12 protein-coding genes are annotated in these 13,655 nt (G+C 47.9%); 7 read left to right on the top strand and 5 right to left on the bottom strand.

What is annotated here, in order from left to right:
- From proS to ACN0VA_RS09250, 3 genes are all read left to right on the top strand, one after another.
- A partial coding sequence (proS, locus tag ACN0VA_RS09260) for a proline--tRNA ligase (RefSeq protein ID WP_417820865.1) occupies positions 1-1,185 on the top strand: 1,185 nt, incomplete at its 5' end.
- 44 nt (positions 1,186-1,229) lie between these two features.
- On the top strand, positions 1,230-2,474 hold the full coding sequence (locus tag ACN0VA_RS09255) for a lipoprotein-releasing ABC transporter permease subunit (protein WP_417820864.1): 1,245 nt from the start codon (positions 1,230-1,232) through the stop codon (positions 2,472-2,474).
- Positions 2,467-3,147 carry an ABC transporter ATP-binding protein gene (locus ACN0VA_RS09250; protein ID WP_417820863.1) on the top strand — a complete coding sequence of 227 codons (681 nt, stop codon included), beginning with the start codon at positions 2,467-2,469 and terminating at the stop codon, positions 3,145-3,147. Before ACN0VA_RS09255 ends, ACN0VA_RS09250 begins: the two co-directional genes overlap by 8 nt.
- Before the next feature lie 71 nt (positions 3,148-3,218).
- Here ACN0VA_RS09250 and ACN0VA_RS09245 read toward each other — a convergent pair whose 3' ends face one another.
- The 5 genes from ACN0VA_RS09245 to ACN0VA_RS09225 all read right to left on the bottom strand — a co-directional run bounded on the left by ACN0VA_RS09245 (position 3,219) and on the right by ACN0VA_RS09225 (position 7,408).
- Positions 3,219-3,623 (bottom strand): CBS domain-containing protein, encoded by a 405-nt coding sequence (locus tag ACN0VA_RS09245; protein WP_417820862.1) that lies wholly within the window; start codon positions 3,621-3,623, stop codon positions 3,219-3,221.
- Positions 3,620-3,970, bottom strand: coding sequence for a P-II family nitrogen regulator (locus ACN0VA_RS09240; protein WP_417820861.1), 351 nt, complete (start codon positions 3,968-3,970; stop codon positions 3,620-3,622). The genes ACN0VA_RS09245 and ACN0VA_RS09240 overlap by 4 nt, the downstream gene beginning before the upstream one ends.
- Complete coding sequence (locus ACN0VA_RS09235) at positions 3,967-4,770, bottom strand: DUF1538 domain-containing protein (RefSeq protein WP_417820860.1); 804 nt, start codon at positions 4,768-4,770, stop codon at positions 3,967-3,969. The genes ACN0VA_RS09240 and ACN0VA_RS09235 overlap by 4 nt, the downstream gene beginning before the upstream one ends.
- Positions 4,770-5,504 (bottom strand): DUF1538 family protein, encoded by a 735-nt coding sequence (locus ACN0VA_RS09230; protein WP_417820859.1) that lies wholly within the window; start codon positions 5,502-5,504, stop codon positions 4,770-4,772. The genes ACN0VA_RS09235 and ACN0VA_RS09230 overlap by 1 nt, the downstream gene beginning before the upstream one ends.
- A gap of 68 nt (positions 5,505-5,572) precedes the next feature.
- Entirely contained in the window at positions 5,573-7,408 is a 1,836-nt protein-coding gene (locus ACN0VA_RS09225) for an adenylate/guanylate cyclase domain-containing protein (RefSeq protein WP_417820858.1), read from the bottom strand.
- A gap of 119 nt (positions 7,409-7,527) precedes the next feature.
- On the opposite strand from ACN0VA_RS09225, the gene dnaE reads away from it, so the two are divergent.
- The 4 genes from dnaE to tsf all read left to right on the top strand — a co-directional run bounded on the left by dnaE (position 7,528) and on the right by tsf (position 13,599).
- Positions 7,528-11,034, top strand: coding sequence for a DNA polymerase III subunit alpha (gene dnaE / locus ACN0VA_RS09220; RefSeq protein ID WP_417820857.1), 3,507 nt, complete (start codon positions 7,528-7,530; stop codon positions 11,032-11,034).
- A gap of 2 nt (positions 11,035-11,036) precedes the next feature.
- Positions 11,037-11,615, top strand: coding sequence for a hypothetical protein (locus ACN0VA_RS09215; RefSeq protein ID WP_417820856.1), 579 nt, complete (start codon positions 11,037-11,039; stop codon positions 11,613-11,615).
- 161 nt (positions 11,616-11,776) lie between these two features.
- The gene (rpsB, locus tag ACN0VA_RS09210; RefSeq protein ID WP_417820855.1) at positions 11,777-12,568 is read left to right on the top strand and encodes a 30S ribosomal protein S2; all 792 of its coding nucleotides are present in this window, start codon (positions 11,777-11,779) and stop codon (positions 12,566-12,568) included.
- A gap of 107 nt (positions 12,569-12,675) precedes the next feature.
- Positions 12,676-13,599, top strand: a complete 924-nt coding sequence (tsf, locus tag ACN0VA_RS09205) for a translation elongation factor Ts (protein WP_417820854.1) — start codon at positions 12,676-12,678, stop codon at positions 13,597-13,599.
- The last annotated feature ends 56 nt before the right edge of the window (positions 13,600-13,655 follow it).

Genomic DNA, 13,655 nt, shown 5'->3' with positions numbered 1-13,655 from the left:
CCGATGGGGTTGCGCGTCTTGCGCAAAATCGAACAGATCGTTCGTGAAGAACAGGATCGTGCTGGTTGTCAGGAAGTCCTGATGCCGACCATTCAACCGGCTGAGCTTTGGCAACGCAGTGGCCGTTATGACGATTACGGCAAAGAAATGCTCCGCATTAAAGATCGCCATGACCGCGATATGTTGTATGGGCCGACAAACGAAGAACAAATCACCGATATCGTAAAGATGGAATGTCAAAGTTACAAAGACATGCCCAAAATGCTTTACCATATTCAGTGGAAGTTCCGCGACGAGGTTCGCCCGCGCTTTGGGATTATGCGGGGTCGCGAGTTTTTGATGAAAGACTCATATTCTTTCGATATGGATTATGAATCCTCCAAACGCGCCTATAATAAAATGTTCGTCGCTTACCTGCGTACGTTTGATCGCCTTGGGATCAAGGCTATTCCCATGCGTGCAGATACAGGCCCGATCGGTGGTGACTTGTCCCACGAATTCCTTGTTTTGGCTGAAACAGGTGAGTCCGGCGTTTTCGTTCATAAAGATGTTCTGGAATTTGACATTCCGGGCGAAGATGTCGATTACACTGGCGATTTGCAGCCGATTGTTGACAAATGGACGTCCCTGTACGCCGCAACCGATGAAAAACACGAAGAAAGCGCCGAAGCTGAACTTGGCGACAAACTGTTGGCCGCACGCGGGATCGAAGTCGGTCATATTTTCCACTTCGGGACCAAATATTCCAAACCGATGGGTGCCACCGTTACCGATAAAGACGGCAATGAAATCGACTTGCAAATGGGGTCTTACGGCATTGGGGTTTCCCGCCTGATCGGGGCGATTATCGAAGCCAGCCATGATGACGGCGGTATTATCTGGCCCGAAAGCGTTGCTCCCTTCAGCGTTGGTCTGATCAACCTGAAATCCGGTGATGCCGATTGCGATGAAACATGTGCCAAACTGTATGCAGACTTAAATGCAGCCGGTGTGGAAACTTTGCTTGATGATACAAACGAACGGGCCGGTGCCAAGTTCAACAATATGGATTTGATCGGTTTGCCGTGGCAGGTTGTCATCGGTCCACGTGGTTTGAAAAACGGTGTTGCGGAAGTTAAAAACCGCAAAACCGGCGAAAAAGAAGAAATCGCAATTGATCAACTGGTTGCGAAATTTTCTGCCTAAGCACATATCACGACAGCCGATAAAATACACACAGGGAAAACCGTATGTTCAAAGCATTTGAATGGATGATGGCGGCGCGCTATCTCAGAGCGCGGCGACGCGAAGGTTTCGTTTCCGTCATCGCATGGTTTTCCCTGTTGGGTATTGCCTTGGGGGTTGCAACCCTGATTATCGTCATGTCCGTTATGAACGGATTTCGCGAAGAATTACTGAGCCGTATCCTCGGCATCAACGGTCATATCAATGTCTATGGACAGACACGTGACTTAACGGATTACACGTCACTCAGTGATCGACTTTCTCAAATCGATGGTGTCGTCAGCGTAACGCCTACGATCGAAGGGCAAGTCATGGCAACCGGGCAGGGCGCATCCAGTGGTGCAATGGTTCGCGGGGTAACGGGCGAAGATTTCAAAAAACGCAAGCTCCTGTTTGACAGCCTCAAGGCGGGATCAATGGATCTGTTCAATCAGGATCAGGGCGTTATTGTCGGGGCGAGGTTAGCCCAAAAATTAGGATTATGGGTCGGTGACAAAATCACCCTGATTTCCCCCAAAGGCAATATAACTGCCTTTGGGACCGTGCCGCGGATGCGTAGTTTTACAATTGCAGCAACCTTCGATGTCGGCATGTATGAATATGACAGTAGTTTCATCTTCATGCCATTGAGCGCCGCGCAAAATTATTTCCGTATGAAAGGTATTAATTACCTTGAGGTCATGGCCCCCAATGCCGACAGTACGGATCAGGTCACCTATAATATTATGACAGAACTGGGTCGTTTCGGTGTCAATCCAATTGATTGGAAACGTACAAACTCCAGCTTCTTCAACGCGTTGCAGGTTGAACGCAACGTTATGTTTATGATCCTGACCCTGATTATTATCGTTGCGGCTTTCAATATTATTTCCGGTCTGATTATGTTGGTTAAAGATAAAGGCAAAGATATCGCCATCCTGCGCACAATGGGGGCAAGCCGGAGCAGCATTATGCGTATTTTCCTGATTGCCGGGGCAAGCGTCGGTGTCTTTGGCACGATCCTTGGCTTTATTTTGGGCCTCGCCTTTGCAGAAAACATCGAAACAATCCGGCGTTGGATTGAAACCCTAAGCGGTAATGACTTGTTTGCTGCCGAAATCTATTTCCTATCCAAATTGCCCGCAATTGTTGACTATGGCGAAGTCAGTCTGGTTGTTGCAATGGGATTGGGCCTGTCTTTCCTGGCAACCCTTTATCCGTCGTGGCGGGCCGCCCGTCTCGACCCGGTGGAGGCATTGCGTTATGAATAAGGCTGTTCTTGAACTCCAAAACCTTAATCGCAGTTTCTCGCAAGGCCATGATCGGCTGGATATCCTGAAAGAAGCCAGTCTTACGATCCATCCCGGTGAAATTGTGGCATTGGTTGGTCCAAGCGGGGCAGGGAAATCCACCTTACTGCAAACTGCAGGCTTGCTAGAACGCCCGGACAGTGGCGAAATTTTAATCGATGGTGTGGAAACCACGAAACTAAGTGACCGTGAAAAAACCCGACTTCGCCGCAATCATTTAGGCTTTGTTTATCAATACCATCACCTGCTGCCCGAATTTTCAGCTCAGGAAAACATTGTCATTCCCCAAATGATCAATGGCAAAACGAAGAAAGAAGCGCAGATCCGCGCACAAGAGCTGCTGGAAGCTGTTTCCTTGGCTAAAAGAGGGCAACACCGTCCTGCTGAACTATCGGGTGGGGAACAACAACGTATCGCGATTGCACGTGCCCTTGCCAACAAGCCGAAGCTTTTATTAGCAGATGAACCGACGGGAAACCTTGATCCGGCGACATCTGACCATGTATTTAACCTGTTGCTGGATGAAGTCCGTAAAGAAGGCCTCGCCGCACTGATTGCGACACATAACCCGACCTTGGCGCAACGCATGGACCGGATTGTAAAACTGGAAAATGGCAATCTCGTCACACAATAGATTGCAGACAAACAAAAAGGCGGCTTTCAAGAAAAACCGCCTTTCTCTATTCAGGTCTATAAGTGATCGACCTATAAATCTTCTTTATAGCCCAGAACCATATCGCGCAACGTGATAATCCCGATCGGATTACGTTCGTGATCAACAACAACCGCACGCGACACCGCATATCGAACCAACAAACGCACCGCGTATTTGATATTCATTTCCGATGCGACGGTTAAAACCGGTTTGGTCATAATTTCATAGACACTGGTGCGTGCCGCGGGACGGTCCGTTGCCACAACTTCACGGGCAATATCGCGAATGGTCAACATGCCGAATTCGTCACTTTCATCATGGCGTTCTACAATCAGGGAGCTAACCCCTTCATCCCTGATGATATCAATGGCTTCGGCAATTGTTGCAACGCGCCCGATTGTTTTGACATTCGGGGTCATAATATCGCTTACGCTGACATAAGGTTTCTCAGTCATACTTCACCTGCAATTTCTTCCATGATTTTAGGCAATTGGGTCGTCAAGCCGACCGCATCTTCAAGATCAATTTGAAAAGCCAGTCCTGTTCCCGGTTCCTCATCAAATTTACCGGCAGAACAAATGGCTTCCAGAATTTTACGCGCTTGTGTTCCGGCCACTAAAAACAGGATAACATCACGCTGGGCGGTTAGCTCCAATCCCATAAATCCTTTTTCCGGTGTCAGGCCTTCGCCGCGCACAGAACTGATGGTTGTGGCACCTGTCGCCCCCGCTTCACGGGCCGCATCGATCACAGTATTTGTGATCTCATCGGCCACCATCGCAACAATAAGTTTTAAATTCATGCTCCACTCCCTGATGAAGACGCGACCTTTTTGGCCTTCACACGTTTTGCCATTTTCTCGGCAATCAATGCATAGGCCAAAACGGACATAATTGGAAAAACACTCGCAAACGCAATTAAACCAAAACCATCCAGCAACGGACTTCGCCCCGGTACAGTCGAAGCCAACCCAAGACCAAGGGCGGCAACCACGGGGACTGTCACAGTCGAAGTGGTTACCCCCCCACTGTCATAAGCCAGAGGAATAATTGTTTTGGCAGCAAAAAATGTCTGGATGATGACGATTATATATCCAACCATAATATAGATGGGCAGGGGAGTCCCCGACACGATACGATAGGCCCCGAGCGAAACCCCAATCGCAACCCCGATTGCAACAGCGGCACGTAACCCCCACGCGCTGATACTGCCCCCTGAAATCTCTTCCGCCTTAATCGCAACGGCAATTAACGACGGTTCCGCAACGGTTGTCGAAAAACCAATGGCTGCGGCAAAAATATAAACCCAGTAATAATCATGCCATTGCAAAGTCTCAGGCTTGCCTTTTGCCCCCAAAAAATCAGGATCGGATAATTGGGTCGCCATCGTTTCCCCCAATGGGAACAACGCTTGTTCCAATCCGACAAGGAACAAAGTCAAACCAAGCAGCACATAAACAAAACCAATAACGATTTTCTTGAAATTCGGCACTTTTTTACGAATGACCAGAAACTGAAATCCCAGCAGAATCACAAGGATCGGCAATACATCACGACCGGTCGATATAGCGGCATGAGCAATATTTATAATCCAATCCAACATCACATGACCATCCCGAACAAAAGGACAAAGATCATGGGAGTTAGGCTGGCGAAAGCAATCAAGCCAAACCCATCAATCATGGGATTACGCCCCTTAATGGTGGAAGCCAGTCCAACACCAAGTGCTGTCACCAAGGGCACCGTCACAGTCGAGGTTGTCACCCCGCCACTATCATAAGCAATGCCGACAATTTCCGGTGGGGCAAAATTTGTAATCACAATAACGAGAATATAACCGCCAATAATGAAATACTGAATAGGCCAGCCTTTTAAGATACGATAAACACCCAGAATAATAGCACAGCCCACAGACAGGGCCACGACCATGCGCAGCTCAAAAGCATATGTGGCCTGTGCGTCTGTCGTTAACGGTATTTGTCCCCCTTTGGCCGCAATCTCGGCGGCTTCTGCCGCGACAGCGATCAAGGCCGGTTCAGCGACAGTCGTCCCAAAACCTAAACAGAAAGCAAAGGCCAACAGCGCGATTAAGCTGCCTTTACGGGCAAAGGCATTGGCCATTGACTCCCCAAGGGGGAACAATCCCATCTCCAATCCCTGAATAAAAAGGGCCAACCCCAAAACAACAAATAACAAACCCGGAATAACTTTATCCAAGTTGGGAAAAGGTTGCTGTAGAACAACAATTTGGAAAAAGGCAATAACCAGAATAATGGGTGCCAAATCGCGCAAAGCCCCCACAAATAAACCTAAAAATCTTTTTAATCCGGGATTCATAAATCTATTTCGCGCCCCCTGTTTTTATCATTACATATGTCTTAATGTATTCAACGACAAAGAACAAGTTACGTTTTTGGAACATAAAGACGAACCCGGCCATTTAGACCACGCACTGTGGTTGTCCCAATCGTGCGCAGTTCAATGTTTTTCACATTCTGGGCAGTGGCTTCAGAAATAAGGATATTTGTCCCAAACTCCTTGTTCAGGTTTTCAATTCGCGAGGCTAGATTTACAGCGTCACCATGAACCGTATAATTCAGGCGACCTTGCGCACCAACGGCCCCGGCCACCACAGTTCCAGTGTTCAATCCAATTCGGCTTTTTAAATAAATACCATCAAATGTTTTTGTGTCTAATGTATTGCAGATTTCCAAAGCTGCGCGTAACGCACATTCCGCATGATCCGGTGCTTTAATCGGGACATTAAAGGTTGCGAGCACGGCATCGCCTTGAAACTGCGTTACAACACCGCCATAACGTTCCAGAATCTCAACCACTTGTGAGAAATATTCATTCAGGATCGCCACAATACGTTCCGGCCCGACTTCTTCGGTTAATTGGGTGAAGCCTTCCAAATCAGAAAACAGGATGGTGGCCTGTGTCGAAATCGGTTTCAGCTCTCCGCTTTCCTGCATTAAGGACGCCGCAACTGATTCAGGAACGTAACGACCAAAAACTTCGCGGATTATATCGCGTTCACGCATCCCTTCGACCATTTCGTTAAACGCCAAAGCCGCTTGGTCCAGTTCGCGCAAACGGCTGCGGGGTAACGGTTCTATATCTTCAAACTTCCCAGAACGGACCTTTTTCGCCGTATCTGCCAATCGAATAATGGGACGCGCCAGTTTTTTACCGACCTTCAGCGATAGAACAATCGAAATCACAAGGATAAGAAAACCGGCCCCAGCCATTTCAAACAACTGTGTTCCCGCATTTCGATCCGACTTTTCGGTATTGATGTAAACCCCGGTAATCCAGGGTGTTTCCCCAAAACGTTCCAGTTTGCGCGTTGCAACGATATAGAGATCATCCTCAATGCGTGCCCGGTTTACTTCAACATCCTGGATCGGTGTGATCAATCCCGCCTTGATAACCGGTCCTGCAATCAGGCGATTAAGCTTGATGTCCTGAAAATCAACCAAGCGGGGCAGGGGGACTTCACTTTTGCCCTCCAGCCAATCGGTACCGCGCCCAATTTCATCAGACACCGTACTGCCATGCGTTAATAACGGATGGGCCAATAAATGTTTTGTACCATACAAAATAAAAGGGGTCAGAAACTCGTCTGTAGACGTCGTCAGAATGGTCTTTGATAGGTCTGCAACCGTCACACCAATAAATAAAACGCCTTTCAGTTCCCCATTTTGATAAAGAGGGGCGCGCATATTCACCACCGTTTGTTTGCGTTCTTCATACCAGAAAAAACGACCCCAAACATTTGTTTTAACCTTATCCATCAACTGAAAAAGCTTAACGGTTTCCTCCGGCGTTGCTTCAAGGTCTTCACGCCAAATATTTTCGTCACGCAGCAGGTATCGGGCAACACCGTCAGGATATTGAATCCCCACGCCCGTCACATTTGGGGTTGCACTGATAACGCCTCTGAAAAACGTTTGTACCTGAGCATGGTTTTCAATATCCAGATTCCCGATCTTGACTTGATCACTTATCCATCTGGCCTGATTTTCAACAGGGAATAACAGGTTTTCAACCTCATCGGTTAGCCTGTTGAGCGCCGTTTCGATCAAAAGATGATTGTAATCTTTTGTCAGTTTTGTCGTGAAATTCAAGCCGAGATATAAAACATGCGCAACAGCAAACAGAATCAAACCACCGAAAGCGAAGAATAAAACGCTTCTGATAGGCTGCCTTGGAAAAGTGATTTTTTTCCATAAATTCATAAACTTACAGTTACCTTTTAAGGCAAATTCATAAAAACAAACTATTGGCCTGTGCGAAAAACATGTTTAGGATAAGGAGTCTGAGCATAAAGTTTCTCTCTTCACAAGTTTTTATAGTCATGTCCCACGCAGATTTCGTCCACTTGCGCATTCATACCGCTTACTCTCTATCAGAAGGCGCAATTCGTATCAAAGAGATTCCCAAGTGGGTTGAATCTGAACGTATGCCTGCAATCGCGATGACGGACTCAAACAATATGTTTGGCGGGTTGGAATTCTCCCAAACCATGTCCGGGGCGGGAATCCAGCCCATTATCGGATGTCAGCTCTCGTTGACACCGCAAGACAAAGATGAGCAGTCCAGCGGATTAAAAGGGCGCACAGTTGGACCGGCGGCACCGGAACCTATTGTCTTGATTGCCCAGAACGACCAAGGCTATCGCAATCTGATGCATCTGGTCAGCCGTGCCTTTTTGACCTCACCTGAAGGCCACGATCCACAAGTTCCTCTGGATGATGTGCTGGATTTCCATGAGGGCTTGATCCTTCTCACCGGTGGGCACTTGGGTCCGATCGGGCAACTTCTTCTAGATGGCAAAAAAGAAAAGGCTGAATCATTATTATATAAAATAAACAACACCTTAAAAGGTAGAGTTTATGTTGAGCTTCAACGTCACAATCTGCCGGAACAAGACCAAATTGAAGATGATTTTATTGATCTTGCCTATAAATTAGATATTCCGCTCGTCGCGACGAATGAAGCCTTTTTCCCGGACCGCAAGATGTATGCGGCCCATGATGCACTGATATGCATCGCAGCAGGCAGCTATGTCGATCAAACAGATCGACGCAAACTCACCCCTGAACATTATCTAAAATCCGCTGCAGAAATGCGCGAACTTTTCGCAGACATCCCCGAAGCCTGTGATAACACCCTCGTTATTGCCAAACGGTGCGCCGTCAAGGTTGAAAACATTGACCCGATCCTGCCACCTTTTGACTGTGGGGAAGGACGAAACGAAGAAGACGAACTGCGTAAAATGGCTGAAGACGGCCTAAAATTACGCCTTCAAGAAGGTGTTTTTGAAGAAGGCATGCCCCCGGAAGAACGCGATACAATCGCCAAACCGTACTGGGAACGTCTGGATTACGAGCTTGGCATTATCAATCAAATGGGTTTTCCCGGTTACTTCCTGATCGTTGCCGACTTCATCCAATGGGCAAAAGAACACGATATTCCCGTTGGACCGGGCAGGGGGTCCGGGGCGGGGTCACTGGTGGCCTATGCCCTGACCATTACCGACTTGGATCCGTTGAAATATGCCTTGCTGTTCGAACGTTTTCTCAACCCCGAACGCGTGTCCATGCCTGACTTTGATATCGATTTCTGTCAAGACCGCCGTGAAGAGGTTATAAAATACGTTCAGGACAAATATGGCTACGACCATGTCGCCCAGATTATTACCTTTGGTAAGCTACAAGCCCGTGCGGTGTTGCGCGATACGGGGCGCGTCCTGCAAATGCCCTTTGGTCAGGTCGATCGAATTTGTAAATACGTTCCCAACGATCCGGGTAAAGCCCTGAGCGTCAGTGAAGCATTGGAACAAATTCGCGAATTTCGTCAAGAAGTCGAAGAAGACGAAACGGTTGCCCGAATGGTTGGTATCGCAAAACAACTGGAAGGCCTGTTTCGTCATGCCTCGACCCACGCCGCCGGCGTGGTGATCGGGGACAGACCGCTGGATAAACTGGTTCCGCTTTATCGCGACCCCAAATCAGATATGCCCGTCACCCAGTTCAACATGAAATTCGTTGAACAAGCCGGCCTTGTCAAATTTGACTTTTTGGGCTTGAAAACACTAACCGTTATCGCAACGGCGCTGAAGTTCATCAATGAAAAACGGGACGTCCCACTGGATATTTCAAAAATTCCACTGGATGATCAACGAACATACGAAATGCTGGGACGCGGCGAAGGCGGCGGCGTCTTCCAGCTTGAATCCGAAGGCATGCGAGGCGTCCTGCGTTCCATGAAACCCAACCGACTTGAAGACCTGATCGCGGTTGTGGCCCTGTACCGACCAGGGCCGATGGATAACATCCCCAGCTACATTAAACGTAAACACGGTCAGGAAAAGCCCGATTACCTGTATCCCACGATCGAACCGATCCTGAAAGAAACCTACGGGATTATGATCTATCAGGAACAGGTTATGCAGATCGCGCAGGTCATGGCCGGATACAGTCTGGGTGAAGCGGATTTGCTGCGTCGCGCGATGGGTAAAAAAATCGCCGAGGAGATGGAAAAACAACGGAAATTGTTTGTTGACGGTTCCGTTGAACGTGGCGTACCCGATAAAAAAGCCAGTGAAATTTTTGATATCATGGCGAAATTCGCCTCATACGGTTTCAACAAATCTCACGCGGCTGCCTATGCCTACGTTGCTTATCAAACCGCCTATTTAAAAGCCAATTTCCCGGCAGAATTTATGGCGGGTATTATGTCGTTGGATCTAAACAACACCGACAAACTTAACCTTTTCCGCCAAGAACTTGACCGAATGAAAATTCCGTTACTTCAACCCGACATTAATAAATCCAATGTCATTTTCAGTGTTGAAGAAATACCAAATCCCAACGAAGAAATCGGCGGCACGATCAAAGCCGTGCGTTACGCCTTATCTGCCGTGCGCAATGTGGGGGATGCCGCGATGGCGGCCCTTGTTGCCGAGCGCAAAGCCAATGGTCCATTTAAAGACCCGTTTGATCTGGCCAACCGGGTCGATAGCAAAGGGATGAATAAACGGATTTTGGAAAACCTTGTCCGGGGCGGCGCTTTTGATAGTATCAACAGTAATCGCAGGCAGGTCTTTGACGGCATTGAAACCTTGATCAAACATTCAAACCTTGCCGCATCAGAACGAAATTCAGACCAAATGGGATTTTTCGGCGCCGATGACAATGCAATGAAAAAAGCCGCACAACTGCCCAATGTGCCCGACTGGCCCCTTATGGACCGACTGCGCGAAGAAGCCTCGGCCATTGGCTTTTATTTGTCAGCGCACCCTCTGGACGCTTATAAAACGACCCTGAAACGCATTGGCGTTAAGTCCTACGTTGATATTTTTCAAAACGGCATTTCCGGTCCTGTCAAAATTGCGGGAACCGTAATTAGCAAGCGCGAGAAAATATCACAAAAAGGCAATCGTTTTGCTTTCGTGCAACTTTCCGATTCATCTGCCGCTTTTGAAATTGCTGTTTTCAGCGAAGCTTTGTCCGTCAGCCGTGACTACCTTGAACCGGGACAATCGGTTTTTATTATGGCTTCCGCACAGTTTGAAGAAGAAAGCCTTCGTTTTATCGCAAACACAATCGAATTGCTTGACGTCAAGGCAGCCAAAGCAACAGCGGGATTAAAAATATTCATTGAAGATCAAACAGCCGTTCCCTTGACCAAAGAACTGTTAGAACGCGAAGGAAAGGGACGGGGCAACGTTGTCATCATGGCCCGAATTGATGCAACCACAGAAGCTGAAATACATTTAAATCAGGGATACCGGATCACACCGGGGTTATTGCAGGCTGTCAAAGCCATTCCCGGAATTGCAGAAGTACAGGAAATTTAATCATGTCAGGCCTTTTTTACCCTCATTTCATCGATTTTGAAGCAAGTGGATTTGGCGAAGATTCATATCCGATCGAGGTTGCCTGGAACGGTGCGGGCGGGACTGTGGAAAGCCACCTGATCAACCCGGATACGATCAAATCATGGACTTATTGGGATAAAGACGCCGAGGTAGACGCCCATCGGATCAGCCGCGACATTTTATCGCAACTCGGAACCTCACCCAAAACCATTGCCTTAAGAATGAATGATAGCCTTGCTGGACAGGTTCTTTACAGTGATGCACCGCAGTTTGATGGCTTTTGGCTCGCCCGCTTGTATGAAGAAGTGGACCTAAATCCGACATTTAAACTTGGTTCAGTTATAGATCTGTTTGATCTTAAAATCGATGAAAGCCAGAAACTTCAAGGTAATTCAACAGAACATGTTCAAAAACGTTTTGATAACATCATTGATACACTGGGATTACAAGCGTGGGAAAATATAGCTTTGCGGCCCCACCGCGCCGGTAACGATGTCCGTCATCTGATGGAAACCTATCGTTTATTGAACGAATGCGGTGGAATTACTCCTAAAAACTAAAAAAGTCTTGCTTTTGCTTTAAAAAAGGCATATCAAGCGCGCCTTAACTTCACACGTGGAATTCACGGAAGTGTGGGGAGACATCCCATACCTTCGATCCGGTGTTCGATTTTCGAGCTCTACCATTCCACGGAGGATCAACCGGAAAAGGAAATGAAATAATGGCACTGCCAACCTTTACCATGCGCCAGCTCTTGGAAGCTGGTGTTCACTTCGGCCACAACACACGTCGCTGGAACCCCAAGATGGATCAATATCTCTTCGGGGCACGTAACGGCATTCACATCATCGACCTCGGTCAAACTGTTCCGCTTCTGCACCAAGCTATGGTTCAGGTTCGTGATAAAGTTGCCAGTGGTGGTCGCGTTCTGTTTGTAGGTACAAAACGTCAAGCGTCTGACATTGTTGCAGAATCTGCTAAAAAATGTGGTCAGTACTACGTAAACCACCGTTGGCTCGGCGGCATGCTGACAAACTGGAAAACAGTTTCTGGTTCTATCAAACGCCTGAAAACACTGGAAGCACAGCTTGAAAGTGGCATGCAAGGCCTGACCAAGAAAGAGCAGCTCAACCTGACACGTGAGTGTGAGAAACTTGAGCGTACCCTTGGTGGTATTAAAGAAATGGGCGGCCTGCCCGACGTCATGGTTGTGTTTGACACTCAAAAAGAAGCCATTGCAATCAACGAAGCCAAAAACCTTGGCATTCCTGTTATTGCGGTTCTTGACTCCAACAGCAGCCCGTTGAACATCACGCACCCGGTACCGGGCAACGATGATTCAATCCGCGCCTTGAAACTGTACTGCGATCTGTTTGCCGGTTCCGTTCTTGACGGTATCCAGAGCCAAATGTCAGCTGCTGGCATCGACGTTGGTGCACAAGCAGAAGCACCGGTGGAAAATCTGCCGGAAGCTGAAGCTTCTAAAGAAGCGGCTGTTGCTGCCGAAGCTTAATCGCACTGTGACAGCGGAAGAATGACTTCTCCCGCTGTCATCGCTTTGACATATAAGACGTGTAAAAGCATTTGAATTTTAGCTCTACTGAACAAGAGGATTTCCCTATGGCACAGATTACTGCTGCGCTCGTAAAGGAACTGCGCGAAACTTCCGGCGCAGGCATGATGGATTGCAAAAAAGCATTGAACGAAACGGATGGCGACATTCAGGCTGCACAAGACTGGTTGCGTCAAAAAGGTCTCGCATCTGCGGCTAAAAAAGCGGGTCGCATCGCGGCTGATGGCTTGGTTGCCGTTGCTTCTAGCGACAACAGCGCTGCCGTTGTTGAAGTAAACTCCGAAACTGATTTCGTTGCCAAAAACGATCAATTCCAGTCTTTCGTTAAAGGCGTTGCTGGTGTTGCTCTTGAAGCTGCCGATTTCGATGCCTTGAAAGCGGCAAACTTCCCGGGTTCTGACAAGTCCTGTGAAGATGCACTTAAAGAACTGGTTGGCACAATCGGCGAAAACATGAACCTGCGCCGTATGGAAAAACTCACAGTATCCAATGGTGTTGTTGCTTCTTACATGCACAACGCGGCAAGCGAAGGTCTCGGTAAAATCGGCGTTCTGGTTGCTCTCGAATCCGAAGGCGACAAAGATAAGCTGAATGCACTGGGCAAACAAATCGCCATGCACGTTGCAGCAACCAACCCGATCTCTTTGGATCGTGATTCTGTTGACGCTTCTGAAATCGAACGTGAACGTACCGTTTTGATCGAACAAGCGAAAGAAGCTGGCAAGCCGGAAGAAATCGCCATCAAAATGGTTGAAGGTCGGATGCGTAAATTCTACGAAGAAAACTGCCTCATCGAGCAGGCTTTCGTTATCGACCCTGACAACTCTGTTGGCAAAACAGTTGAAAACCTCGCCAAAGAAATCGGTTCAGAGATCAAGCTGACTGGCTATGTTCGCTTCGAACTGGGCGCTGGTCTAGAGAAAAAAGAAGAAGACTTTGCTGCTGAAGTTGCCGCTGCTGCCGGTAACTAATTCAAGCAAACTTTTGCTTTTAGTTTAAAATAAGGACGGTTTGGACATTACCAAGC

The organism is Terasakiella sp. (assembly GCF_048267425.1).
GTDB lineage: Bacteria > Pseudomonadota > Alphaproteobacteria > Rhodospirillales > Terasakiellaceae > Terasakiella.
The sequence above is the reverse complement of the archived record's forward strand: the minus strand, read 5'-3'. Positions and strand labels throughout refer to the sequence as shown.

Coding starts and splice junctions, on each gene's coding strand:
- ACN0VA_RS09255 (WP_417820864.1), top strand. CDS start 1,230: ATGTTCAAAGCATTTGAATGGATGATGGCGGCGCGCTATCTCAGAGCG.
- ACN0VA_RS09250 (WP_417820863.1), top strand. CDS start 2,467: ATGAATAAGGCTGTTCTTGAACTCCAAAACCTTAATCGCAGTTTCTCG.
- ACN0VA_RS09245 (WP_417820862.1), bottom strand. CDS start 3,623: ATGACTGAGAAACCTTATGTCAGCGTAAGCGATATTATGACCCCGAAT.
- ACN0VA_RS09240 (WP_417820861.1), bottom strand. CDS start 3,970: ATGAATTTAAAACTTATTGTTGCGATGGTGGCCGATGAGATCACAAAT.
- ACN0VA_RS09235 (WP_417820860.1), bottom strand. CDS start 4,770: ATGTTGGATTGGATTATAAATATTGCTCATGCCGCTATATCGACCGGT.
- ACN0VA_RS09230 (WP_417820859.1), bottom strand. CDS start 5,504: ATGAATCCCGGATTAAAAAGATTTTTAGGTTTATTTGTGGGGGCTTTG.
- ACN0VA_RS09225 (WP_417820858.1), bottom strand. CDS start 7,408: ATGAATTTATGGAAAAAAATCACTTTTCCAAGGCAGCCTATCAGAAGC.
- dnaE (WP_417820857.1), top strand. CDS start 7,528: ATGTCCCACGCAGATTTCGTCCACTTGCGCATTCATACCGCTTACTCT.
- ACN0VA_RS09215 (WP_417820856.1), top strand. CDS start 11,037: ATGTCAGGCCTTTTTTACCCTCATTTCATCGATTTTGAAGCAAGTGGA.
- rpsB (WP_417820855.1), top strand. CDS start 11,777: ATGGCACTGCCAACCTTTACCATGCGCCAGCTCTTGGAAGCTGGTGTT.
- tsf (WP_417820854.1), top strand. CDS start 12,676: ATGGCACAGATTACTGCTGCGCTCGTAAAGGAACTGCGCGAAACTTCC.